This is a genomic window from Pseudooceanicola sp. NS-SX8 (genome assembly GCF_057380755.1).
Genome location: NZ_CM170819.1, coordinates 2,621,970 through 2,645,726, shown reverse-complemented (window position 1 = coordinate 2,645,726; position 23,757 = coordinate 2,621,970). Strand labels below are relative to the sequence as shown.

General features: G+C 66.6%; 22 protein-coding genes. 15 read left to right on the top strand and 7 right to left on the bottom strand.

Features of this window, described 5'->3' with window-relative positions; translation table 11 throughout:
• Positions 1–127: 127 nt before the first annotated feature.
• Genes AC2IR1_RS12095 through AC2IR1_RS12085 form a run of 3 tightly spaced genes read left to right on the top strand, consistent with a single transcriptional unit; the run spans position 128 to position 2,300 of the window.
• Entirely contained in the window at positions 128–1,285 is a 1,158-nt protein-coding gene (locus AC2IR1_RS12095; protein WP_486472219.1) for a bifunctional 2-C-methyl-D-erythritol 4-phosphate cytidylyltransferase/2-C-methyl-D-erythritol 2,4-cyclodiphosphate synthase, read from the top strand.
• Positions 1,282–1,803, top strand: a complete 522-nt coding sequence (locus AC2IR1_RS12090; protein ID WP_486472218.1) for a phosphatidylglycerophosphatase A family protein — start codon at positions 1,282–1,284, stop codon at positions 1,801–1,803. The genes AC2IR1_RS12095 and AC2IR1_RS12090 overlap by 4 nt, the downstream gene beginning before the upstream one ends.
• On the top strand, positions 1,800–2,300 hold the full coding sequence (locus AC2IR1_RS12085; protein WP_486472217.1) for a CinA family protein: 501 nt from the start codon (positions 1,800–1,802) through the stop codon (positions 2,298–2,300). The genes AC2IR1_RS12090 and AC2IR1_RS12085 overlap by 4 nt, the downstream gene beginning before the upstream one ends.
• Here AC2IR1_RS12085 and AC2IR1_RS12080 read toward each other — a convergent pair.
• Positions 2,291–2,737 (bottom strand): type II toxin-antitoxin system RatA family toxin, encoded by a 447-nt coding sequence (locus AC2IR1_RS12080; protein ID WP_486472216.1) that lies wholly within the window; start codon positions 2,735–2,737, stop codon positions 2,291–2,293. The genes AC2IR1_RS12085 and AC2IR1_RS12080 overlap by 10 nt on opposite strands.
• Before the next feature lie 114 nt (positions 2,738–2,851).
• Between AC2IR1_RS12080 and hpt the strand changes: the two genes are divergently transcribed.
• The 3 genes from hpt (at position 2,852) to AC2IR1_RS12065 (ending at position 4,572) form a co-directional block, all read left to right on the top strand.
• Positions 2,852–3,364: a hypoxanthine phosphoribosyltransferase gene (gene hpt, locus AC2IR1_RS12075; protein ID WP_486476413.1), complete on the top strand. Its 513-nt coding sequence runs from the start codon at positions 2,852–2,854 to the stop codon at positions 3,362–3,364.
• Complete coding sequence (locus AC2IR1_RS12070; RefSeq protein ID WP_486472215.1) at positions 3,361–3,540, top strand: hypothetical protein; 180 nt, start codon at positions 3,361–3,363, stop codon at positions 3,538–3,540. Before hpt ends, AC2IR1_RS12070 begins: the two co-directional genes overlap by 4 nt.
• Positions 3,541–3,666: 126 nt before the next feature.
• On the top strand, positions 3,667–4,572 hold the full coding sequence (locus AC2IR1_RS12065) for a c-type cytochrome (RefSeq protein WP_486472214.1): 906 nt from the start codon (positions 3,667–3,669) through the stop codon (positions 4,570–4,572).
• 239 nt (positions 4,573–4,811) lie between these two features.
• Here AC2IR1_RS12065 and lipA read toward each other — a convergent pair whose 3' ends face one another.
• Entirely contained in the window at positions 4,812–5,762 is a 951-nt protein-coding gene (gene lipA, locus AC2IR1_RS12060) for a lipoyl synthase (RefSeq protein ID WP_486472213.1), read from the bottom strand.
• 270 nt (positions 5,763–6,032) lie between these two features.
• Between lipA and AC2IR1_RS12055 the strand changes: the two genes are divergently transcribed.
• Positions 6,033–6,575, top strand: coding sequence for a redoxin family protein (locus AC2IR1_RS12055; protein ID WP_486476412.1), 543 nt, complete (start codon positions 6,033–6,035; stop codon positions 6,573–6,575).
• 367 nt (positions 6,576–6,942) lie between these two features.
• Here the strand turns inward: AC2IR1_RS12055 and AC2IR1_RS12050 are convergent, their stop codons facing one another.
• Positions 6,943–7,860 carry a LysR substrate-binding domain-containing protein gene (locus AC2IR1_RS12050; RefSeq protein ID WP_486472212.1) on the bottom strand — a complete coding sequence of 306 codons (918 nt, stop codon included), beginning with the start codon at positions 7,858–7,860 and terminating at the stop codon, positions 6,943–6,945.
• A 170-nt stretch (positions 7,861–8,030) separates the two neighbouring features.
• Here AC2IR1_RS12050 and AC2IR1_RS12045 point away from each other — a divergent pair, with 170 nt between their 5' ends.
• Positions 8,031–8,759, top strand: a complete 729-nt coding sequence (locus AC2IR1_RS12045; protein ID WP_486472211.1) for a VIT1/CCC1 transporter family protein — start codon at positions 8,031–8,033, stop codon at positions 8,757–8,759.
• 227 nt (positions 8,760–8,986) lie between these two features.
• Here AC2IR1_RS12045 and AC2IR1_RS12040 read toward each other — a convergent pair whose 3' ends face one another.
• A complete protein-coding gene (locus AC2IR1_RS12040; protein ID WP_486472210.1) occupies positions 8,987–10,108 on the bottom strand; it encodes a DUF6456 domain-containing protein in 1,122 nt (373 codons plus the stop codon).
• Positions 10,109–10,333: 225 nt separating this feature from the next.
• Here AC2IR1_RS12040 and AC2IR1_RS12035 point away from each other — a divergent pair, with 225 nt between their 5' ends.
• The gene (locus AC2IR1_RS12035; protein WP_486472209.1) at positions 10,334–10,618 is read left to right on the top strand and encodes a DUF6477 family protein; all 285 of its coding nucleotides are present in this window, start codon (positions 10,334–10,336) and stop codon (positions 10,616–10,618) included.
• 618 nt (positions 10,619–11,236) lie between these two features.
• Here AC2IR1_RS12035 and AC2IR1_RS12030 read toward each other — a convergent pair.
• Positions 11,237–12,781: a trimethylamine methyltransferase family protein gene (locus AC2IR1_RS12030; protein WP_486472208.1), complete on the bottom strand. Its 1,545-nt coding sequence runs from the start codon at positions 12,779–12,781 to the stop codon at positions 11,237–11,239.
• 164 nt (positions 12,782–12,945) lie between these two features.
• Between AC2IR1_RS12030 and AC2IR1_RS12025 the strand changes: the two genes are divergently transcribed.
• Positions 12,946–14,160, top strand: a complete 1,215-nt coding sequence (locus AC2IR1_RS12025; RefSeq protein WP_486472207.1) for an MFS transporter — start codon at positions 12,946–12,948, stop codon at positions 14,158–14,160.
• Positions 14,161–14,194: 34 nt separating this feature from the next.
• Here the strand turns inward: AC2IR1_RS12025 and AC2IR1_RS12020 are convergent, their stop codons facing one another.
• Positions 14,195–15,067 carry a universal stress protein gene (locus tag AC2IR1_RS12020; RefSeq protein WP_486472206.1) on the bottom strand — a complete coding sequence of 291 codons (873 nt, stop codon included), beginning with the start codon at positions 15,065–15,067 and terminating at the stop codon, positions 14,195–14,197.
• A 209-nt stretch (positions 15,068–15,276) separates the two neighbouring features.
• On the opposite strand from AC2IR1_RS12020, the gene guaA reads away from it, so the two are divergent.
• Both guaA and AC2IR1_RS12010 read left to right on the top strand, forming a co-directional pair.
• Positions 15,277–16,848 carry a glutamine-hydrolyzing GMP synthase gene (guaA, locus tag AC2IR1_RS12015; RefSeq protein WP_486472205.1) on the top strand — a complete coding sequence of 524 codons (1,572 nt, stop codon included), beginning with the start codon at positions 15,277–15,279 and terminating at the stop codon, positions 16,846–16,848.
• Positions 16,849–17,062: 214 nt separating this feature from the next.
• Entirely contained in the window at positions 17,063–18,124 is a 1,062-nt protein-coding gene (locus tag AC2IR1_RS12010) for a hypothetical protein (RefSeq protein WP_486472204.1), read from the top strand.
• 67 nt (positions 18,125–18,191) lie between these two features.
• On the opposite strand, the gene AC2IR1_RS12005 is transcribed toward AC2IR1_RS12010, so the two are convergent.
• Entirely contained in the window at positions 18,192–20,375 is a 2,184-nt protein-coding gene (locus AC2IR1_RS12005) for a beta strand repeat-containing protein (RefSeq protein ID WP_486472203.1), read from the bottom strand.
• Positions 20,376–20,589: 214 nt separating this feature from the next.
• On the opposite strand from AC2IR1_RS12005, the gene AC2IR1_RS12000 reads away from it, so the two are divergent.
• The 3 genes from AC2IR1_RS12000 to eno all read left to right on the top strand — a co-directional run bounded on the left by AC2IR1_RS12000 (position 20,590) and on the right by eno (position 23,553).
• Positions 20,590–21,018 carry a Fur family transcriptional regulator gene (locus AC2IR1_RS12000; RefSeq protein ID WP_486472202.1) on the top strand — a complete coding sequence of 143 codons (429 nt, stop codon included), beginning with the start codon at positions 20,590–20,592 and terminating at the stop codon, positions 21,016–21,018.
• Positions 21,019–21,164: 146 nt separating this feature from the next.
• Positions 21,165–22,064, top strand: a complete 900-nt coding sequence (locus AC2IR1_RS11995) for a DMT family transporter (RefSeq protein WP_486472201.1) — start codon at positions 21,165–21,167, stop codon at positions 22,062–22,064.
• A gap of 214 nt (positions 22,065–22,278) precedes the next feature.
• Positions 22,279–23,553: a phosphopyruvate hydratase gene (eno, locus tag AC2IR1_RS11990; protein WP_486472200.1), complete on the top strand. Its 1,275-nt coding sequence runs from the start codon at positions 22,279–22,281 to the stop codon at positions 23,551–23,553.
• The last annotated feature ends 204 nt before the right edge of the window (positions 23,554–23,757 follow it).

Below are 23,757 nucleotides of genomic sequence, written 5' to 3'. Positions count from 1 at the left end.
TCTGACGGGTCAAATGCCTTCTCTTTGAGCAAAGACCCGGCCCGCCTACCATTGCTCCCGACGCCGACGCGCCCTATTCCTCTGCTTCAGAACATGGGCACTGACACGACAAAGAGGGGCGCGACGCGTGGAAAACGCCGCCATTATCGTCGCTGCGGGACGCGGCACAAGGGCCGGTGGGCCACTGCCGAAGCAATGGTGCGCCCTTGCCGGACGCCGGGTGGCCGACTGGACGCTGGAGGCAATCCGCGATGCGGGGCTGTCCCCCATCGTGGTGGTTCTGCACCCGGACGACATGGCGATCGCCCTGCCCTTCGACGTGATCCGTGTGCGGGGCGGCGACAGCCGCGACGCCTCGGTTCGCGCGGGGCTTGCCGCGCTGGACCCGGCACGGGTCGGTACCGTCCTGATCCATGATGTCGCGCGCCCCTGTGTGCCCGTGGGCGTCATAGACGGCGTCTTGCAGGCCCTGCGGAACGGAGCGGATGCTGCGGCTCCCGGCCTGCCGGTCACCGATGCGCTTTGGCATGGCGAGGCAGGCGCGGTGACCGGCGTGCAGCCGCGCGAGGGCCTATTCCGGGCACAGACGCCCCAGGGGTTCGCCCTGAAGCCGCTGCTGGCCGCCCATGCCGCACATCCCGGCGGGGCCGCCGATGACGTCGAAGTGGCACGGCACGCGGGGATCCGTGTTGCCATCACCGAGGGCGCAGAAGAAAATCTGAAGATAACCCATCCCGGCGATTTCGCCCGGGCGGAAAGCATACTGAGAGGCAAGATGGATATTCGGCTGGGCAACGGCTACGACGTGCATGCGTTCACCGAGGGCGACCATGTCTGGCTCTGCGGGGTCCAGATCCCGCATGACAAGGGGCTGCTAGGCCATTCCGACGCCGATGTCGGCATGCATGCGGTGACCGACGCAATCTATGGCGCCCTGGCAGAGGGCGACATCGGCCGCCATTTCCCGCCATCCGATCCGCAGTGGAAGGGCGCCGAAAGCCATATATTCCTGCGCCATGCTGTGGCGTTGGCGGCGAAAATGGGCTTTGTCATCTCCAACATCGACTGCACGCTGGTCTGCGAGACACCCAAGGTCGGCCCCCATGCCGCGGCGATGCAGGCACGCATGGCGCAAATCACCGGGCTGGAGCCCGGGCGCATTTCGGTCAAGGCGACGACGTCCGAACGGCTGGGGTTCACGGGCCGCAAGGAGGGCATCGCCTCCATAGCGACCGCCTGCCTGATAAAATCCGGGCCTGATCAAAGCATGAGGGCACCCGCATGAAACTCTCCCACCTGATCGCAACGGTGCTGGGCACCGGGCACCTGAAACCCGCCTCCGGCACATGGGGCAGCGCCGTGGGGCTGCTGCTGGGTGCGGCGCTGCACCTGCTGGGCGGTCCCATCCTGCTGATCGTGGCGCTGATCATCGTCTGGTATGCGGGCCTCTGGGCCGTGAAGGCGGAAACCGCCGGCAAGGACAACCACGATCCGTCAGAGATCGTCGTGGACGAGGTGGTGGGCCAATGGGTGGCCTTCCTGCCCGTCTCCATCGGAACCTACGTGCCTTTCTGGATGGGCCATCTGGAGGCCCCGGCGGCGCTCACCGCCCTCTGGCCCGGCTGGATCACCGCCTTCCTGGCCTTCCGCCTGTTCGACATCTGGAAGCCCTGGCTGGTTGGCCGCGCAGACCGTCGCAACGATGCCATGGGCGTGATGCTGGATGACCTCATCGCCGGGATCTTCGCCGCCCTGCTGGTGATCGTTCTCGCCGCCTTTTCCCACCTGGTGCTGATGCGATGACCGACGCGCCTGCCCCCGACATGCTTTCCCGGGCCGTGCTGGAGGCCTGCCGCAAGGCCGGCCTGAAACTTGCCACAGCCGAAAGCTGCACCGGCGGGCTGATCGCCGCGGCGCTGACCGACGTGCCGGGGTCCTCCGACGTCGTCGAGGGGGGCGTGGTAAGCTATTCCGTCGCGGTGAAGCGGAAAGTGCTGGGCGTCTCGGAAAGGACACTGGCGGAGTTCGGCGTCGTTTCCGAAGACGTGGCGCAGGAAATGGCAGAGGGCGCCTGGTCCCACCTGGGCTGCGATCTGGCCGTTGCGACCACCGGGGTCGCAGGCCCCGGCCCTGCCGATGATGCGCCGGAGGGGCGGGTATGCTTTGCCGTCTCCGGGCCGGTCTACACGCGCAGCGAGACGGTGGACTTCGGCCCCCTGGGCCGGGCGGAGGTACGCCACCGGGCGACCCTCCATGCGCTTGAAATGCTTCTGGAAACCCTGCGGCGGCTTCAGCCGTAGAGCTCTGCGGCGCGGCGTTCGAAGGCCCGTACGATACGCTGCATAGCCTCGTTGAATACCACGCCGATGATCCCCTGCAGCACGGCGTTCTTGAATTCGAAATCGACGAAGAAATCGACCTCGCACCCGCCGCCTTCGGCCTCGCGGAAGGCCCAGTTCGACTTCATGTAGCGGAACGGACCATCAAGGTATTCGGTGTCGATCTTCATGTCGTCGGGCCAGAGCACGACGCGGCTGCCGAACTTCTCTCGGAAAACCTTGAAGGAAATCACGAGGTCGGCATCCATCACCTGATGATCGCCTTCCGGCGTGACCTTGCGGATCCGCGCCGCGGCGCACCACGGCAGGAACTTCGGGTAGGAGGCGACGTCGGCCACCAGATCATACATCTGCTGGGCGCCATAGGGCAGGTTTCGGGTCTCTGAATGGGTCGGCATGGGTCCCGGCTCTGGTTGTGCACGGTTCGGGTTTTTACTCGGCGTGGTCTGTCCTACACTAGGGCGCAACATTCAAGGGGGTAGGCCGTGAGCCGTCCATATGTCATCGACGAAATGATTTCCGCAAAGGCGATTGCCGCCCGGATCGAGGAGCTGTGCCGCGAGATACGCCAGACCTTCCCGGCCGATGAGCGGCTGGTCGTCGTGGGGCTGCTGCGCGGCTCTTTCGTCTTCATCGCCGACCTGGTGCGGGAACTGTCGGATCGTGACGTGGAGGTCGATTTCATCGAGGCCTCCTCCTACGGCAACAGCACCGAGAGCTCTCGCGAGGTGCGCATCCTCAAGGACCTGCGCGGAGAGATCGAGGGCCGCAACGTGCTGGTGGTCGAGGATATCGTCGACACCGGTTACACGCTGAGCCATGTGATCCACCTGCTTCAGTCGCGCCACCCGAAGCAGCTCAAGACCGTGGCATTGCTGGATAAACCTTCCCGGAGGGAGGTTGATTTCCGGGCCGACTGGATCGGCTTCGAGATCCCCGACGAGTTCGTGGTGGGCTATGGGATCGACTACGCCCAGTGCAATCGCAACCTGCCCTGCATCGGCAAGGTCCGGTTCACGGGATGAACCCCTGGCTCCTCCGCGCGGTCCGCTGGGCCCGCAACCCGCCATCAGCGAAACGGGTGCTTCTGATCCTGGCCGTGGTGGCGATCTGCTTTGCCATCTGGGGGCTGGAGCAGGTCTTCGGCTTCCCGGACTGGCTGGTGCCGGAGCATGTGCGGGGGCATGGGGTGCTGCGATGAGCAGGCGATCCCGTGACGCAAAAAAGTCACGGGAACGTCAGCACCTCGTGCTTGCCAGATGCCGTGGCGCAGGTAACCCTGAGGTTGCGGGCATTCACGCCCGCCACACCGCCGGGGGGCACCGACATGCGCAAGATCCTGAGCTTTCTCGTTCTTCTGCTGATCATTCTGGGCGGCGTCGGCTGGCTTCTGACCGCGCCGAACCCGCTTGACGATGACGTGACCGCCGGGCTGACCGGCGATCCCGAGCACGGCAAGGAGGTCTTCTATGCCGGCGGCTGTGCCTCCTGCCATTCCGCGCCGGGGGCCGAAGGCGAGGCGAAGCTGATCCTGGCGGGAGGCCGGGCCTTCCCGTCCGACTTCGGCACCTTCTACGCGCCCAACATCTCCTCCTCCGAGGGGGCGGGGATCGGCGCCTGGACGGTGCAGGACCTGGCCAATGCGATGATGCGGGGCGTGTCGCCTGCCGGGCAGCATTATTACCCCGCCTTCCCCTATACCAGCTACGCCAAGGCCGAGCCCCAGGACGTGGCGGACCTGCGTGCCTTCCTGGAGACGCTGCCCGCAGACGACACCCCCAACCGGGACCACGACGTCGCCTTTCCCTTCAACATCCGCCGCGCGCTTGGCGGATGGAAGATCCTGTTCTTCAACGATGATTACGTCCTTGATCCCGTCGACAGCGCCGAGCTGGCCCGGGGGCGCTACCTGGTCGAAGCGCTTGGCCATTGTGCCGAATGTCATACCCCCCGGAACGCCCTGGGCGGGCTGAACAAGGATCGCTGGCTGGGCGGGGCACCCAACCCGTCGGGCCAGGGGCGGATCCCCAACATCACCTCGGGCGGCCTGAGCTGGAGCGAGGCGGAGATCGCGGAATACCTGTCCTCCGGCTTCACCCCCGATTTCGACGTGGTGGGCGGCGAAATGGCCGACGTGGTCGCCAACACCAGCCAGCTGTCCGACGAGGACAGGATGGCCATTGCCATGTACCTGAAGGCTGTTCCGGCGGTGTCCGGCGGGCCGCAGGACTGACGCGGATCCGCATTGGATGTCAGTCACTTTCGTTTATTTTCAACTGGATACGTTTCGATATTGATGCCTTGCATCAGGTGGAGTTCGATGAAGGCGGGCCATCTGCGCATCGCCATACCCTGCTCTTATGAAGGGCGGCAGGAAAGGCCCAAGCGAAAACCCCGGAGGTGGTCGAACCACCCCCGGGGTTATCTCATTCAAATGCTAAGAAAGCGTCAGCCGTGCAGCTCGGGCCAGCTTCAGGCGAGGCCGAGCTTCTTCATCCGGGCGTCGCGCAGGCGGGCGAAATCGTCGCCGGCGTGATAGGAGGAGCGCGTCAGCGGCGTGGCCGATACCATCAGGAAGCCCTTGTTGAAGGCCGCCTTTTCATAGCTGGCAAATTCATCCGGCGTGATGAAACGCGCAACGGCGTGGTGTTTCGGCGTCGGCTGCAGGTACTGGCCGATCGTCATGAAGTCGATATCGGCAGAGCGCATGTCATCCATCACCTGAAGGACCTGCGGGCGTTCCTCCCCCAGGCCGACCATGATGCCGGACTTGGTGAAGATCGTCGGATCCAGCTCCTTCACGCGCTGCAGAAGGCGCAGCGAATGGAAGTAGCGGGCGCCCGGGCGGACCTCTTGGTAGAGGCCGGGGACGGTTTCCAGGTTGTGGTTGAAGACGTCGGGCTTGGCTTCCACCACCGCTTCCAGCGCGGCGGGACCACATTTCAGGAAGTCCGGCGTCAGGATCTCGATCGTGGTCGAAGGCGAGCGGTGGCGCACCGCACGGATCGTCTGGGCGAAGTGATCGGCGCCGCCATCGTCGAGGTCGTCCCGGTCCACCGAGGTGATGACGACATGGTTCAGGCCAAGCTTTTCAACGGCATGGGCGACGCGGCCGGGTTCGAATACGTCGAGCGCATCGGGACGGCCGGTGGCGATGTTGCAGAAGGTGCAGCCGCGGGTGCAGATATCGCCCATGATCATCATGGTGGCGTGCCCCTGGGACCAGCATTCGCCCACGTTGGGGCAGCCTGCCTCTTCGCAGACCGTGACGAGCTTGTTCTCGCGCATGATCTTGCGGGTCTCGGTATATTCCTTGGAGGTCGGCGCCTTGACGCGGATCCAGTCGGGTTTCTTCGGCTGGGCATTGTCCGGGCGATGCGCCTTCTCGGGGTGGCGCTGCTCGGGGATCTTGAGATCTCTCATGTCGTGGCTTCCTCGCGGGCTCCTCATCGGGCTGGGTGCTACCATATACCGCGGCGAGCGGAAGGGCCAGCATCGCATGCCAGCGATGCAAGTGGTGCAAGGAGGCCATGCAGGTGCAGAAAGGCTGCGCCGGCCCCTGCTGCAAGGGCGTGCACGTACACGACAATTTTTGACAGGTACCTTGCCGCAGCGCGGAAAGTGCCTTGCACCGGAATTGGAACCATTCTAGAAAAACCGGGAATTATGACCATCATAATAAAGGATGATGCCATGCAGCCCGGCTCCAAACTCCCCAATGTGACCTTCCGCACCCGCGTCCGCGACGAGAGCGTCGGCGGCCCGAACCCCTTCCGCTGGCAGGACATGACCACCGCCGACTACTTCGCCGGCAAGCGGGTCATCCTGTTCTCCCTGCCCGGCGCCTTCACCCCCACCTGCTCCACCTACCAGCTGCCGGGTTTCGAAAACAACGCGGCCAAGTTCAAGGAGCTGGGGATCGAGGACATCTACGTGATGTCGGTCAACGACAGCTTTGTCATGAACCAGTGGGCCAAGGCCCAGGGCATTGAAAACGTTAAGGTTATCCCCGACGGTTCCGGCGAGTTCACCCGCCGCGTCGGCATGCTGGTGCAAAAGGACAACCTGGGCTTCGGCATGCGCTCCTGGCGCTATGCGGCCATCATCAACGACGGTGTGGTCGAAGCATGGTTCGAAGAGCCCGGCATCTGCGACAACCACGGCGAAGACCCCTATGGCGAGTCCTCCCCCGAGACGCTGATGAAGTACCTCGAAGAGAAGCAGGCCGCCGCCTGATCCTTCGCAGGACCGATCTGACAGAAAAGGGCGCGGGTTTCCGCGCCCTTTTTCGTGCCGTGAGGCACCCGGAGCCCCAGCCCCCTGCAGAAATGACTATAGCATTTTTGAATGTCGGTATTTTGTCGGTATCACGGCTGTATCGCGTCGGTCCGTAAGAGCGGATGCGGGGGACCTGCCCCCGAAGCGACCATGATGGCAGGAGAAATTCGGGCGGGTTCGAGGGTTAATGTTTGGCTGATCAAGGGTGCCGCAGTGCAGCACGATTTTTCGCCGTTATAGCACGGGTCGAAGGGCGTCGGGGCGTGGCAGGGATGGTGGATTGGCATCCACCCTACGGGGTGCGAGAGGCATCCGATGAGCGGGGTCAGCTGCGGGTCGCGGCGGTGATCTCTTCGCCGGCGCTGGTCAGGATCTCCGCCAGGGCGCGGAACCAGCCGTCATCGGGCGTCGTCGCGCGGCGGACCAGGGCGATCTGCCGATAGGGTTCGGGCGAGGCGAAGCGGCGCAGCTCCAGCCCGCCGGCTTCACGTTCCAGCGAAAGCTCCGGCAGGAGGGTCAAGCCAAAGCCTGCCTCCACCAGCCGCGACAGGGTCGCGAGGGAGGAGGCGCCCATGTTGATCTGGGCATGGCCCCTGCCCCTGCCACAGACCTCCAGCGCCTGGTCGGTCAGGCAGTGACCGTCTTCGAGCAGCATCAGTTCCGCCGGGCCGATCTGATCCGGGCGCAGGCTTTCTTCCCACCCGGCCAGCGGCGCCAGGCGCGAGGCCGTCCCGGCAAGCAGGAAGCGATCCTGGAAAAGCGGCTGGGCCACAAGGCCCTGATCCGCCTCCAGCGGGAGGGCCAGAACCACCGCATCCAGGCGCGCCGCCTGCAGATCATCCAGGAGGCGGGCCGTCTTGCCCTCCTGCACCTGAACAGACAGGCCGATGTCCTGCCCGCGCAGGGCGGCAAGGGCCGCCGGCAGCAGATAGGGAGCGACCGTGGGAATGATCCCCAGCCGCAGCTGCCCTGCCAGCCCCTCGTTCCAGCGGGAGATATCGCGCAGCACCTGCACCTCCGACAGGATCTTTTCGGCCTGGGCCAGCACCAGCCGCCCGAAAGGCGTCAGCTCGACATCCCGCGCGCGCCGTTCCACCAGCTGGCCGCCCAGGTTCGACTCCATCTCCCGGATCTGGACAGAGAGCGCGGGCTGGGAGACATGCACCGCCTCCGCCGCGCGACCGAAATTCCGGTGGGTCGCGAGAGAGGTGAAGTAGGTGAGCTGACGCAGGGTGACATTCATAAGGTACAACTATTCCGCAGGGCGATTTTGGAAAGGTGAGATGATTGCTATCCGGATCGGCGGCGGCAGGCAAGGGCCCGGCCCGCCCGAGATGCGAGTCGTTCACACTTTGATTTCGCGCCCTGCGGGGCTATCCCCGGAAGCGTTTGTTTCGGTACGAGGAAAGAGCCATGGATTGGGCCCAGCACAGACGCGAGGCACACCACCTTGGACGCGCGCAGGAGTTCCTGCGGCAGATTGTTTACGGGGGCAATGACGGGATCGTCACCACATTCGCCATCGTGTCCGGCTTTGCCGGGGCGCAGGCGGACGGGGTTGCCGCCATCGGGGGGGCGGCCGTGATGATCTTCGGGCTGGCGAACCTCTTTGCCGATGCGGTTTCCATGGGCCTGGGGGAGTTCCTGAGCGGCCGGGCGCAGCGCGACCTGTACCTGTCGCGCCGCCGGATGGAGCTGCGGGAGATCGCGGAGAACCCGAAGCAGGAGCGCGACGAACTGGAGGTGATCCTGCGCCAGCGCGGCCTGAACCCGGTGGAGGCGAACCTGGCGGCGGAGATCATGATCAACCACCCGCCGATCATGGCCGACCTGATGATGACCTATGAATTCGGCATGCATGATCCGGCGGAGGAGAGCCCGGCCATCAACGGGCTGTTCACCTTCTTTTCCTTCGTCATCTTCGGGGCCGCGCCGCTGATCCCCTATTTCCTCTACCCGCCGACCAACGGGGTGTTCCTGGCGTCGATCTGCACCACTCTGGCGGCGCTGACGGCGCTGGGGCTGCTGCGCTGGAATGCGACGGGAGAGCGGCTGTTGCGGACGCTGGGCGAGACGATCTTCGTCGGCACCGCCTGTGCGCTGGTGGCCTATGTCGTGGGGCTGCTGGTCAGCGGAATCTGAGGGCGCTGTCGCCAGGCCAGGTGGCTGTGGGGTCCTTTTCGGCGCCTTGCCGCGCCTGACCGATTGCCGCTCCGCCCGCCCGCACGGCGGAATGGGCAGATGTGAAAACGGCAGATCCGGAACCAATCCGGACCTGCCGTTAACATCTCCTAACATCCTGGGGCCGGATCGGCGCGCCAGATGTCTTTCCGGCCGGGCGCGGCTTTGCCCCGGGCGCGCGGTGCCCCTCAGCCGATCAGGCGCGCATCGCTGGGTTCTTCGGCGTAGTGGCGGGCAAGCCGTTCCAGCGCGATCCGCAGCACGATCTTGCCCGAGCGCGCGGACCAGCCCATTTTCCGTTCCGCCGTTTCGAGCCCTTCGAGGTGGCAGCAGCAGCGCAGGGCGACGTCCCCCAGGCCGGGGCCCAGTTCACGCAGGGCCCGGGCGACCCTTTCGCGCGCCCCCTCGGCGCCGCGCAGGACGGTCGGGCCGGAGACGGGCCCGGCGGAGGTGCCCGCCGTCATGAAGCGGTCCCAGTCCTGGGTGACGCGGGGGCCCATCTGCGACAGTTCGAAATCTTCGCGCAGGCGTTCGCCCGCGCGCACCAGTTCCGCCCGCAGGAAAGGCTGCCCGTCGCGGTCGCGCCGCCGGGCCAGCGCGGCAAGCGGGCTGTCGGCCATGAAGGCGCGGGGGCGACCGGCTTCTTCCTCCTCCCCGGCGAGGGCCGCGCCACGCAGCTCGAATGGCGCGGCGCCTTCGGCGAAGCCGCGGGCAGAGTTTTCCGTCTTTGCAATCAGGGAGTTGAGGGTCGCCCTGCCCTGCGCGGTGATGCTGTAGCGGCAGACCCGTCCCGGGGTCTTGCAGGTGATCCAGTCCTTCAGGGCCATCGCCTCCGCCAGCTGGCGAGAGACCACGTCGACCCGGTCGGGGGAGCCATCAATACGGTCGCGGACCACCACGGCCTTGTCCATGTCCTGGGCGACGGCCAGCACGGTCCCCGGCCGTGCAAGGTGGCGCAGGATGGGCAGAGCATCCCGGCGCAGGATCGGTTCGGTGATGGGAGGCTGGAAGTCGTCCCGTGCAGCAGCAGCATTCATCTTCGGTCGTTCCTCTGTCTGGCCCGCCTGCGGCGCGTCGCCCCCGTCCCGGCTGAACCGGGACAGCGCGCAATCCACCAGCGGATCGTCACGCAGGGTTTCGAACCGCCGGATCTGGCGCAGGATCGTGGACGGATGCCGCCCCGTTTCCCGCGCCAGCTGGCGGATGGGAATGCCATTTGCCGTGTGGCAGAGGTAGTGCCTTGCCCCCTCCGGCAGCCAGGCAGGCAGCTTCCGGACAGTCGGTCCCTCGATAGTGTCAGTCCAGTTCATCCTGGCCTCGTTCGGACATATCGCGCTGAAGGTTATCCCCAGCTTATCCACAGCAAACGGCGTTAAGGTTTAATAAAGGTTAAGCGTTAACCCTCCCGTCAAACATTGTTTCGAAAACATAAACTATTCTTGCCGGACCGTTCGCGGGTCCCCCGAGGACGCAACACCCGGCAAGGTTGTGACAGCATCGGATCCGGACCTGATGACCCGGAGGGAAGGTGAAAGATGCAGGATATCCAGTCGATGATGGCGCAGCTGCGGCGCCCGGCCTTGCTGGTGCGGGCCGCACGGATCGCGGCGCAGGATTACCGGCGCGAGGCGCACCTGGCGGCGCTTCTGGGCCAGCCGCTGCCGAAGCGCCACGGCGCTGCCGCGATGATGCTGATGGAGCGGGAGATCGAGCTGGACCAGCAGCGCCGCACCCGCGCCGCGGGGTATTCCCCGCAACGGCACGTGAAGGTGCTTTCCGCCCTCATCGGGGAGGCACGGATGGTCGGGGATCCCGGGTGAGAGACGGGCGCGAGGGGGCGACCGGAGGGGGATTGGGGAGTGATGGTTGGGGGTAGCGGTGGGTTGACACCCACCCTACGGGGCGGCGCGGGCTTCGGGGTTTCGGAATGAGCTCGGCGTGGCGGTGGGTTGGCGAGGCCGACGGTGGGTTGGCACCCACCCTACGGGGGACGCGGACCTCGGAGCTTGAGAATGGACGCGGCGTGACGGTGGGTTGAAACCCACCCTACGAGGCGGCGTGGGTTTCGGGGTTTCGGAATGAGCTCGGCGTGGCGGTGGGTTGGCACCCATCCTACGGGGCGGCCTTCGAAGTTTGGGAATGCTGCGACGTGACGGTGGGGTGAAACGCGCACGAGACGGTGCGGGCCTTTTGGGTGAGGGAATGACCTCGGTGCGACGGTGGGTGGCCCCCAAGCGGGCACGCCGGCCTTCGGGGTTAGGGAACGCCGCGGCGTGAAAGCGAGTGGAAACGCGCAGGGGGCGGTGGTGGCGTGGTGCCGCCGCCTGCCATGGGCGTAGGGTGGGTGCCAACCCACCTTCGGTCGCCCCAGGCGGACGCGCCTGGGTCAGGTGCACCCAGGCCCGGCGCAGGGATACCGCGAGGACCACCGGCCGGGATCAGGTGAAGGCGTCGGGCATCTCTGCCTTGCGGCGGGCGACGAAGGCCGCCAGCGCCTCTGCCGTTTCGGGATCCAGGGCGGGCTGCTGATAGCTGTCCAGCAGCGTCTTCACTCGCGCGGCCGCGAGTTGCTGGCTGTCGCGCGCGCCCTCTTCGAACCAGGTCTCGAAAGGCTTGTTGTCCAGCACCTCGGACCGCCAGAAGGCCGTCTGGAAATTGCGCTGGGTATGGCCGCAGCCAAGGTAGTGCCCCCCCGGCCCCACCTCGCGGATGGCATCCATCGCCTGGGCCTCTTCATCGTGGGAGACACCCGCCGCGAGCCGGTGCAGCACGCCCAGCTGATCGGCATCCAGCACGAATTTCTCAAAGGAGGAGACCAGTCCGCCTTCGAGCCAGCCGCAGGCGTGCAGCATGAAGTTCACCCCGCCCATGAGCGCGGCGTTCAGGGTGTTCGCGCTTTCGTAGGCGGCCTGGGCATCGGGCAGCTTGGACCCGCAGAGCCCGCCACCCGACCGGAACGGCAGCCCCAGGCGCCGGGCGAGCTGCCCGGCGCCATAGAGGATCTGCGAGGCTTCGGGCGTGCCGAAGGTGGGCGCGCCCGAGTTCATGTCGATCGAGGTGACGAAGGCGCCGAAGATCACCGGCGCGCCGGGGCGGATCAGCTGGGAATAGGCGATGCCGGCCAGCGCCTCTGCCAGGACCTGTGTCAGGGTGCCCACCACCGAGACGGGCGCCATGGCGCCGCCGACGATGAAGGGCGAGATGATGGTGGCCTGCATGTTGGCGGCATAGACCTCCAACGCGCCCATCATGACGTCGTCGAAGGTCAGGGGAGAGTTGATGTTGATGAGCGAGGTCATCACCGGTTGCGAGGTCGCCACCTCTTCGCCGAAGAGTATCTTGCACATGTCGACGCTGTCCTGGGCGCGGCTGGGTTCGGTCACCGACCCCATGAAGGGCTTGTCGGACAGGGTCATATGGGCGTGGATCATGTCGAGGTGGCGCTTGTTCACCGGCACGTCGGTCGGCTCGCACACCGTGCCGCCGGAGTGGTGCAGCCATTTCGACATGTAGCCGAGTTTCACGAAGGTGCGGAAATCCTCCATCGTGGCGTAGCGGCGGCCGCCGTCGAGGTCGCGCACGAAGGGCGGGCCGTAGACCGGCGCCAGCACGAGGCCCTTGCCGCCGATTTCGACGTTGCGGGCGGGGTTGCGCGCCAGTTGGGTGAAGCTGGAGGGCGCCGTGGCGCAGAGCTTGCGCGCCAGGCCGCGCGGAATGTGCACGCGTTCGCCCTGGATATCGGCGCCGGCCTCGCGCCAGCGGTCGAGCGCGGCGGGGTTGTTGACGAAGTTGACGCCGACCTCTTCCAGCACGCTTTCGGCATTGGTTTCGATGATGTCGAGCGCCTCGTCCGAGAGCATGTCCATCAGCGGGATGCCACGCTGGATGGTGGGGGCGCAGTCGATGGTCACCGCGCTGCGGGCCGCACGCCGTGCCGCCCCGCCGCCGCCGCGTGTCCGCCTGGGGGTTGCTGCTTCGGTCATCGTGCCGTCCTCCGTCGGAAACTGGGTTCGTTTGTAGCCCCTCCGCGCGCCCGGCCCCGCACCGCAAGCGGCATCGGCGGGGCAAAAGCGACACGGGCTGCGGGTGCTTGCCTCTGCCGGGCAGACAGGTAAAGGTCCGGCTTCGGAACGGCAAGGAGGCGCGCATGATCACGGGTAACAGGGCGAAGGCCGGCGCCTGGGCGGCCTTCGTGGCCGGGGCGCTGTTCTTTCTGTTCGAGTTCGTGGCGCGGATCAGTCCGAGCCTTGCGCCGTCGGAAATCGCGGAACATTTCGGCCTGACGAGCGGCGGGTTTTCCACCCTGTCGAGCCTGTTCTTCTGGATCTACGCGCCGATGCAGATCGTCGTGGGCCTGGCGCTGGACCGGTTCGGCGCAAGGCGTCTGGTACTGCCGGCGATTGCCGCCTGCGCGGGCGGGGTCGCGCTTTTCGCCGCTGCGGGCAACCCGGTGCTGGCCGGTGCGGGGCGGCTGCTGACGGGCCTTGGCGCGTCCTTTGCCTTTGTCGGTGCGCTCTATATCGTGAACCACCGCTTCCCGCCCGCGCGCTTTGCGCTGCTGTCGGGGGTGGTCAATGCGCTGGGCATGCTGGGCACCGCCGTGGGCGCCGTCTGGCTGAGCGAGCTGATCGCGGTGGCGGGATGGAGCCGGGTGTTCACCTGGATCGCCATCGCCGGGGCGGTCCTTTTCGCGCTGGCGGTGCTGGTGCTTCATGACGGCGGCGACGCGCCCGAGGTGACCCCGGGTGCGCATCCCCTGGCGCCGCTGAAACCGCTTGTCCGGGACCGGCGGATCTGGCTGATCGCGCTCTTGGGCGCGCTCTATTACATGCCGGTCAATGTCTATGGCGGGCTCTGGGGCAAGGCGGAGATCCTGGCGGACCGGGGGCTGAGCGATGCGGATGCGGAGCTTGCGGTGTCGATGATCTTCTGGGGGATGGCCGCGGGCAGCGTGGGTGCTGGTTGGCTGTCGGACCGGCTGGGGCATCGCAAGTGGCTGCTGACGGGCAGCATCCTGGTGACGGCGGTGGCCTATGGCGCGGCACTGTTCTGGCCCGGGCTGGGCCTGCCGGCACTGGCCACGGCGCTTTTCGTCGCGGGGCTTTTCAACGGGGCGCAGATGCTGACCTTCGCCATGGCCAAGGAAGGCCACCCGCAGGAGGTGTCGGGCACCGTGATCGCCTTCGTCAACATGGTGGGGATCGGCGGCGCGCTGGTGTTCCAGCCGCTGGTGGGCTGGATGATCGACCAGTCCGGCGGCGCCTTCGGCCCGGCGATGCTGACGATCCCGGGCACGGTCCTGGCCTCTGGCCTGCTGGCGCTGGTGGTGGCGGAGGAACGCCACCCCGACCACGCAGCCTGACAGGTCACCCTGCCAGCGGCCACGCCTGCATGGATCAGCGCCGCACCACCAGGACATCGCAGGGCGGATGGCGCAGGGACTCTTCGGTGAAACCGCCCAGAAGGGTCGGTGACAGCGGGCTGCGCCCATGGGCGCCGATGGCCAGAAGATCCGGCTTGTAGCTGTCCAGCAGGCGCGACAGCAGCAGGGTGCGGCTGGCAGCCTCTGGTTCGGGACGGGGGCAGCGCGCGGGCAGATCGGTCACCTCCCACCAGGCGGAGAGCGCGGCGCGCGCCTCTTCGAGGAAGGGCGCCAGCGCCTCGGGACTGCCGGAACGGGCGATGAGGCCGCGATAGGGCACATGCACGGCGTGGAAGGACCGGAGCGTGGCATCCGGCGCCATCTGCGCCGCATGGCAGAGCGCGGCGGCACAGGCCGGCGACATGTCGATCCCGGTCAGCACCCGCGCATAGGGCGCGATCGGCGCATCCTGGACAAGAAGCACGGGCAGGCTGCTGGCGCGGACGATCCGTTCCATCGTGGTGCCGTAGAAAAGATCCCAGACCGGGCGATCCCGGTGCGTTCCCAGAACGAGCAGATCGGCGCCGGAGGCATCCACCGCGGCCAGGATGCCCTGCAGCGGATCCGCCACCACGATCTGAAGGGATACCGCCTGATCCGGGTCGATGGCGGTGCAGAGCTGTTCCAGCTCCTCATGCGCGGCCTCGTGGTTCCGCTCGGCGATCCGGTCCGGCAGATCCGCGTCGATGACGCAGACCACCGTCAGCCTTGCCCCATGGGTCCGCGCCAGCTGGAAGGCCCGGCGCAGGGCCCGTTCGGAGCGCATCGACAGATCGGAGGCGACGAGGATCGAGGACGGCGCAAGACCCTGGGACATGGGCGAGGTTTCAGGCATCGGGGAGGTCATGGGAGGTCTCCGTTCTTCGACATTGCCCTCACCGGATCAGAGACCGAAGCGGGGGCGCATGGCGCGTTGCGGAGAAAGGTTAACAGGCTTTTCGCCCAGATCAACCACAGGCGGAACGCCATGGCATTTCGCTGCCCTCCGCCCCGCGCCACCCTGCCCTGCGCACAGCGCATCTTGCCTAAGCCCGCGCCGCGCACTATGGCGTGTTCATGAGCCAGACATCCCATGACCGCCTCCTCATCATCGACTTCGGCAGCCAGGTCACGCAGCTGATTGCGCGGCGCCTGCGGGAGCTGAACGTCTATTGCGAAATCCATCCCTACCAGAAGGTCGACGCCGCCCTGCTTGCCGAGCTGGCGCCCAAGGCCGTGATCTTCTCTGGCGGGCCCGACAGCGTTGTGCGCGAAGGGTCCCCGCGTCCGCCGAAAGAGGTCTATGACCTTGGCGTGCCGATCCTGGGCATCTGCTATGGCCAACAGGTCATGATGCAGGACCTTGGCGGCATGGTCGAAGCGGGCGAAAGCCACACCGCCGAATTCGGCCGCGCCTACGTGACCCCGACCGAAGACCGGATCGACCTGCTGAACGGCTGGTTCCTGGACGGCACGGGCCGCGAGCAGGTCTGGATGTCCCACGGCGACCACGTGTCGAAGATCGCCCCCGGTTTCGCCGTCTACGGCACCTCGCCGGGCGCACCCTTTGCCATCACCGCCGATCTGGAACGCCGCTTCTACGCCGTGCAGTTCCACCCCGAGGTGCACCACACCCCGAACGGTGCCACGCTGTATGAAAACTTCGTCCGTGACGCGGGTTTCACCGGCGACTGGACCATGGGCGCCTACCGCGAAGAGATGATCGCCAAGATCCGCGAACAGGTGGGTGACAAAAAGGTCATCTGCGCCCTGTCCGGCGGCGTCGACAGCTCCGTCACCGGCATCCTGCTGCACGAGGCCATCGGCGACCAGCTGACCTGCGTCTTCGTGGATCACGGGTTGCTGCGCCTGAACGAGGCAGAGCAGGTGGTGAAGATGTTCCGCGAGAACTACAACCTGAACCTGATCCACGCGGATGAGAGCGACCTGTTCCTGGGCGCGCTGGAAGGGGTTTCCGACCCCGAGGTCAAGCGCAAGACCATCGGCAAGCTCTTCATCGACGTGTTCCAGAAATACGCCGACCAGATCGAGGGCGCCGAGTTCCTGGCACAGGGCACCCTGTACCCGGACGTGATCGAGAGCGTCAGCTTCTCCGGCGGGCCTTCGGTCACCATCAAGTCGCACCACAACGTGGGCGGCCTGCCCGAGAAGATGGGCCTGAAGCTGGTGGAACCGCTGCGCGAGCTGTTCAAGGACGAGGTCCGCACCCTGGGCCGCGAACTGGGCCTGCCCGACAGCTTCATCGGGCGCCACCCCTTCCCCGGACCGGGCCTGGCGATCCGCTGCCCAGGCGAGATCACCCGCGACAAGCTGGAGATCCTCCGGAAGGCCGACGCGGTCTATATCGACCAGATCCGCAAGCATGGCCTTTACGACGAGATCTGGCAGGCCTTTGCCGCGATCCTGCCGATGCGCACCGTGGGCGTGATGGGCGATGGGCGCACCTATGATTACGCGCTGGCGCTGCGGGCCGTGACCTCGGTCGACGGGATGACCGCCGATTACTACCCCTTCACCCATGACTTCCTGGGCGAGACCTCCACCCGGATCATCAACGAGGTGAAGGGCATCAACCGCGTCTTCTACGACTGCACGTCGAAGCCGCCGGGGACCATCGAACTGGAATGATCCCGCGGGCGACCGCGAAACGGGGGGCGCTGCAAGCGATTGCGGCGCCCCTTTTGCGTGACCGCCCCAGGCCTTGAGGCCGCGTCGGCATGCGGACGCCTGCGACGCAGCGTAGGGCTTCCCATCGACAGATCAGACACTTATGCAGGGGTTGATACGAGTTGGGGGCATGTCTTGCCCCGTGAAAAGGTCCGGCCCGGCGGGAGGTGACGACATGGCAGAGCCCGCGACGCAGGCCGGAAAACCGAAGGTCTTCCTTCACATCGGCCACCCCAAGACCGGCACCACGGCAGTGCAGAACGACCTGACGCTGACGCGCGATGCCCTGCGGGCCGCAGGGATCTGCTACCCGGAGGACCGTGCCGCGAGCGAGGCTGCCGACAGGCGGATCACCAGCGGCAACCTTGGCTACAGGGACAGCGATGCGCCCTGGGTGCGCGACACCATCCTGCAGGCGATGAAGGCGGCCCCGGGATATCGCAGCTACGTCTTTTCCAACGAGGTCGTCTTCTGGTCGATCCTGCCGCAACTGCCGGCGCTGGCCGCGCTGGGCGAGACCTGCGGGGTGACCATCGTCCTGGCGCTGCGCGAACCCGTGGACATGCTGAAATCGCTCTATTCCCAGCTGATCAAGCGCGGTGGGTTCACCGGCGAGATGAAGGATCTTCTGGCCCGGGAATCGCACCTGAACCATGCGGTCAGGGTGATAGAGGCCTGCAAGGCGGAGGGGATCGGGATCGAGGTGCTGAACTACTCCGTCCTGGGCCACGGGATTTCCGCCCGCCTGTTCGAGGTTTTCGGCGCCCCCGACCTGTTGGGCGATGCCGCGCGGCGGGATGTCCTGCGCACCAGCAACCGGTCGCTGACGCAGCAGGAACGCCGCCTGATCAAGTCGGTGAACCGTACCTTCGGTGCGCAGATGGGCGCGCGCTGTTCCGATGCCCTGGTGGAACGGCTGCCGGATATCCGGGCGGAGCCGCCGGTCATTTCGGAGGGGCTGCGCGAGCGGATCAGGGAGAAGAACCGCGCGGCGGCAGAGGTGGTGAACCGCCATCTGCCGGCCGACGCGCCCATCCGGCTGAGCGATGCCGGCGGCGTGGCGGAGGCAGAGGGCGCGCAGCTGACGGCGGAGCAGATGGATATCGTCCTAGGCACGCTGCACTTCGAGATGCAGAAGCAGGACCGCGGCCCGAGATCCCGCAAGCGCCGGTCGATCCCGGAAGGCGGGCTTTCGGACGCCCCCCGGCGCCGCTGGCTGCGCTTCGGCCGGTCCTGAATAAAGGTCCGGGCCCGGGCGCAGGATGGCCGGGCGGCCCGCGCCGCCCTGCCCTTTGATGCCGGGATCAGAAACGCAGGGCGGCAGAGACCTGCGCGCCGGAATTCCCGTCCTCGTCCAGCTGACCTTCGAAGCGCACCGACCAGGGCGCGCGGGAGGCGCGCAGTTCCGCCCCGAAGGTGAGCTGGGTGAAGCTGCCCTGCCCGCCGGTGCCGAAGGTCGCCGCGCCGGTACCGAGGGTCATGGTCACGTCCTCCGCATCCGTGAAGATCACGTCGACGCCGACAAAGGGGGTCACGGTGCCGGCGCTGACGGTGCGGACCAGTTGCGCCTCTGCCGAGAGGTAGCCGGTGGTCACATCGCGCTCCGCGAAGCTGGCGCCGCCCAGGCCGGAGACCGAGAAGCCCTCGATCCGCTTGCGTTCGACACCGGCACGGGCGGTGAAGCCCAGGCCGTTGTCCAGCGGGGTGCTGGTCCAGGCCGCCGCCAGGCCGAAGCTGCGGGTGTCGGCGGTGCCATCCCCGGTGAGCGAGGTGGCGCTGGTGATCTCGGACGTGCCGAAGCCGAGGTAGGCCACGGCAGAGAGGTCCCCGGTGCCGAGCGCGCGGGCCATGCGCAGGCCAAGCAGGGTGTCGGTATCTACCAAATGGTGATCATCGGAGGTATCGGCCTTCTGCCGCCCGTGGCTGACGAAGACACCCAGGCCCGCGAAATCGCGGCCGAGGGTCAGCCGTGCGCCGCTGTCGCCATCGAAGGCCGCGATGGACCCCGCGCCCCACCAGCCACCCGCGCCGGGGGCATCCGCGAAGGCCAGGACGTTGCGCGTCACGCCGCCCGTCTGAGGCACGGCCCCCAGCACCGACTTGCCGAATCCGAGCGCCGCCTGCCCCGCCATGTCATCGGCCCCGGCGAAGGGCACGGCGGAGGCCACGACGAGGGTGTTGTTGCCATAGAGCGCGGTATCGGGCGCATCCGTCAGATCCACCTCTTCGGGATCGGACCGGAAGGTGACGGTGCCGGTCCCGACCGTGGAATGCACGATCAGGCTATCCGTCCCCTCGCCCAGGTCGACATCGCCATCGATGTCGATCGAATAGAGTTCGAGCGTGTCGTCGCCCGCCCCGAGCTGCAGCGCCAGCCCGGAGGTGCCGGTGATGGTGCCATAGTTGATCACCACCTGCGACTGGGTGTTGGCCTCTTCCTGGTCATGGCCCAGTTCGACGTTGATGCCGATGCTGCCCTGGATCAGCCCGTAGTTGGTGATGGTGGAGGTCGCCACGTCGGAGGCGTCGAAATCTATCCCGTCCTCGCTGCCGGTGGCCAGGATGGTGCCGTAGTTGGTGACCGTGCCGCTGTCGATGTCGATGCCGTCCTGATCGCCGGTCACCTTCAGGGTGCCGTAGTTGGTGATCTGGGCATTCTCGCCCGCGTTGATCGCATCGTCGTCGGAGGTGATGGTGCCGGTGTTGAGGATGACCGCGTCATCGCCCGCCTCGACCCCCTCGGTCCCGGCAGTGATCGTGCCGGTGTTGGTCACGGTTGCACCGTCCTCCGCCTGGATCCCCTTTTCGCCGGAAATCAGCGTACCGTTGTTGGTGATCACGGCATCATCGGCCACCTGGATCGCCTCGTCCGCGCCTTCGATGGTGCCGTCATTGGTGATTTCCGCCCCATCCCCTTCGAAGCGCACGCCATCGCTGCCTTCGCCGGTGATCTCTCCGCCCGTCTGGTTCCACAACACGCCGGTGTCGTCGCTGTCGATCCCGCGGTCGCCGCCGGTGATGCTGCCGGAGTTGGTGATATCGGCGTCGTTGCTGACCTGGATCCCCTCATCCTCCCCGGTGATGGTTCCGGTGTTGGTGATGGTGGCGTCCTTGTCGAGGTGGAGCGCATCGCCATCCTCGGAGGTGATGGTGCCGTTGTTGGTGATCTCGGCGTCGTCGTCGGCCTCCACCGCGTGATCGTCCGCTGCGGTGATGGTGCCGTTGTTGGTCAGCGTCAGGTCATCTTCGACGAAGAAGGCCTGTTCGTCCTCCTCCGCCGTTACGACCGCGCCCGTGGCGACGGTGATGGTGAGCTGGCCCGCCTCCTCGTCCACGATGCCGCTGCCGGAGCCGGTGCAGGTGACTGTGGCACCATCCGCCGGGGCGGAGGGATCGCAGGCGCTGTCGGCCAGGGCGGGCGCGGCCAGCAGGCCCGGGGCCATGGCAACGAGGGCCAGCAGGGATACGCGGGAGAGGTGATTGTGCATAGCAGGCTCCGGATCTTGGTCGGTCCGGGAATGGGGCCCCCGTGTAACAGGGGCGCGACAGACCCGGACGGGGCCCCGATCGCGGCGCGATCTGCGCCCGGGGGTGGCGCATGCGCAACATACGGGGCCGCCACCATGCCCCTGCGGACGGCCAAACCGCTTGCCGCCTGTGCCCCCGGGTGAGAAAAGAGGAGACAGAACAGCGGGAAGACTGATGGCCAGACGCGAAACGATCCGAAAGCGCTACAAGGAGTCGGGCTTGCGCAAGACAGACCAGCGCCGGGTGATTTCCGACGTGCTGGACCAGTCGCGCGATCATCCCGACGTGGAGGAGCTGCATGCCCGCGCCGCCGCCATCGACCCGCGCATTTCCCTGGCGACCGTCTATCGCACCGTGAAGGCCTTCGAGGAGGCCGGGATCCTGGAGAAGGTCGATTTCGGCGACGGCCGGTCGCGCTACGAAGACGCGCTGAGGGAACATCATGACCACCTGATCGACGTGACCACCGGGCAGGTGATCGAATTCGTCGATCCGGAGATCGAGGCCCTGCAGGAACGGATCGCGGCCAAGCTGGGTTACCGGCTGCAGGGGCACCGGCTGGAACTTTACGGCGTGCCGATCAAGCGGCCGCCGGGGAAGTAACCCGCGCGTAGCAGGCCCCGCCCTGCGGGGTCCGATTGCAGATGGATCGCAGGCCGGTTGCAGAGCCGATATGCGCGGGGCCCGCTCATCTTGCCGCACCGGGGGTGCGGTGATAGCGGTGGACGGTGCCGTAACGGAATTTCCCAATGCAGAACGTCAGAGGCATCATCCTCGTCATCCTCGCCATGCTCTTCTTCACCCTTGAAGACGGGTTCAACAAGTACCTGACGGGCACCGTGCCGCCGGGCCAGGTGATGGTGTTGCTGGGCGTGGGCGGGGTGATCCTGTTCGGGGGCATTTGCCTGATCCGGGGCTATCCGGTGTTCGGGCGGGCCGCGCGCCATCCCACGGTGATCTTCCGCTCGCTCTCCGAAGGGTTTTCGACCCTGTTCTTCATCGCGGCCCTGTCGATGGTGCCGATCGCCACCGTTGGCGCGGTCTTCCAGGCGATGCCCCTGGCGATCACGCTGGGGGCGGCGGTCTTCCTGGGGGAAAAGGTCGGCTGGCGCCGCTGGTCTGCCGTGGCCGTGGGGTTCCTGGGCGTGCTGATCGTGCTGCGCCCCGGCGCCGCCGGTTTCCGCCCCGAGGCGCTTCTGGTTCTGGGCGCAGTCGTTGCCGTGGCCGCGCGCGACCTGCTGTCGCCGCGCATGCCCAAGGATCTGCCCACGACCGTGGCAGCGGCGCTGGCCTTTGGGGTGCTGATCCCGGCGGGCGGGATCCTGCTCCTGCTGATGGGCGATGGATGGGTCGGCATGGATGCGCTTCAGTCGCTGCTGATGCTGGTCTCATTCCTGCTGATGGCGGCCGGGTACTACACGATGCTGCTGGCCACCCGGATCGGAGAGGCCTCCGCCATCACGCCCTTCCGCTACACCCGCCTGCTGTTCACCCTGATCATGGGGGCGCTGATCTTCGGCGAGGTGCCGGACGCCTTCACCTACCTCGGGTCGGCCCTGATCCTGGGCTCCGGGCTCTATACCTTCCTGCGCGAACGCAGGCTGGCGCGCGAGGTGATGATCCAGGCCCGCAGCACGCCCCTGCCCTGAACCGTCGCCCGCGGGTGACGCCGCACTGCCCTCCATTGGCCTGATGGCGCCCGGTCGCGACGCCGCGTCCGTGCACCCGCCCCCGGTGCAGGCAGGGCGCATTCGCCGCTAACATGTGCCTGTTTGCGCTATTCTTTCCGGCGGCGCCTTCCCAAGTGGGCACGAGACCTCTACAACCCGGGGCAAGAGCCCCTGGACAGAGGACATTTTCCAGATGAGCACCATTATCGACATCACCGCACGCGAGATCCTGGACAGCCGTGGCAATCCCACGGTCGAGGTCGACGTGATCCTCGAAGACGGCACCATGGGCCGCGCGGCCGTCCCCTCCGGCGCCTCCACCGGCGTCCACGAGGCGGTCGAGAAGCGCGACGGCGACAAGTCCCGCTACATGGGCAAGGGCGTGCTGGAAGCCGTGGCGAGCGTGAACGGCGAGATCGCAGAGGCCATCGTCGGTTTCGACGCCACCGAACAGGTCGGCATCGACGCCGCCATGATCGAACTGGACGGCACCGACAACAAGGGGCGCCTCGGCGCCAACGCGATCCTGGGCGTGTCCCTGGCCGTCGCCAAGGCCGCGGCCGATTTCTCCGGTCAGCCGCTTTACCGCTACGTCGGCGGCACCTCTGCCCGGGTCCTGCCGGTGCCGATGATGAACATCATCAACGGCGGCGAACATGCTGACAACCCGATCGACATCCAGGAATTCATGATCATGCCCGTGTCGGCCACGAACATTCGTGACGCCGTGCGCATGGGCTCCGAGGTGTTCCACACCCTGAAGAAGGAGCTGTCGGCCGCCGGCATGTCCACCGGCCTGGGTGACGAGGGCGGCTTTGCCCCGGAACTGGCCTCGACCACCGCGGCGCTCGACTTCATCCTGAAGTCCATCGAAAAGGCCGGCTACAAGCCCGGCGAGGACATCTACCTGGCCCTCGATTGCGCCTCGACCGAGTACTACAAGGACGGCAAGTACGAGATGAAGGGCGAAGGCCTCTCCCTCACCTCCGCCGAGAACGTCGAGTACCTGAAGAAGCTGGTCGAGGCCTACCCGATCATCTCCATCGAGGACGGCATGGCCGAGGACGACTGGGAAGGCTGGAAACTGCTGACCGACGCCATCGGCGACAAGGTGCAACTGGTGGGCGACGACCTCTTCGTCACCAACCCGGAACGCCTGGCCATGGGCATCGAACAGGGCGTGGCGAACTCCATGCTGGTCAAGGTGAACCAGATCGGTTCCCTCACCGAGACGCTGAAGGCCGTCGATATGGCCCACCGTGCCCGCTACACCAACGTGATGTCCCACCGGTCCGGCGAGACCGAGGATGCGACCATCGCCGATCTGGCCGTGGCCACCAACTGCGGTCAGATCAAGACCGGGTCGCTGGCGCGGTCCGACCGGCTGGCCAAGTACAACCAGCTGATCCGCATCGAAGAGCTGCTGGGCGAGACCGCGGAATACGCCGGGCGCTCGATCCTCAAGTGATCCGGGCCTCAAGTGATCCGGGCCTGAAGTAATCTGGGCCTGAAGTAATTCGGGCCGCAACAGGTTCGAGGCTGAACGCAGTCATTGGGCGCTCCGGTTATCCGGGGCGCCCTTTTCCTTGCCGCATCGCCGGGCTGCGCCGGTTGAGGCCTCCGGCGGGAGTATTTGGGGCGGGTTGAAGCAGGGGCGCATCACATCAGGGGC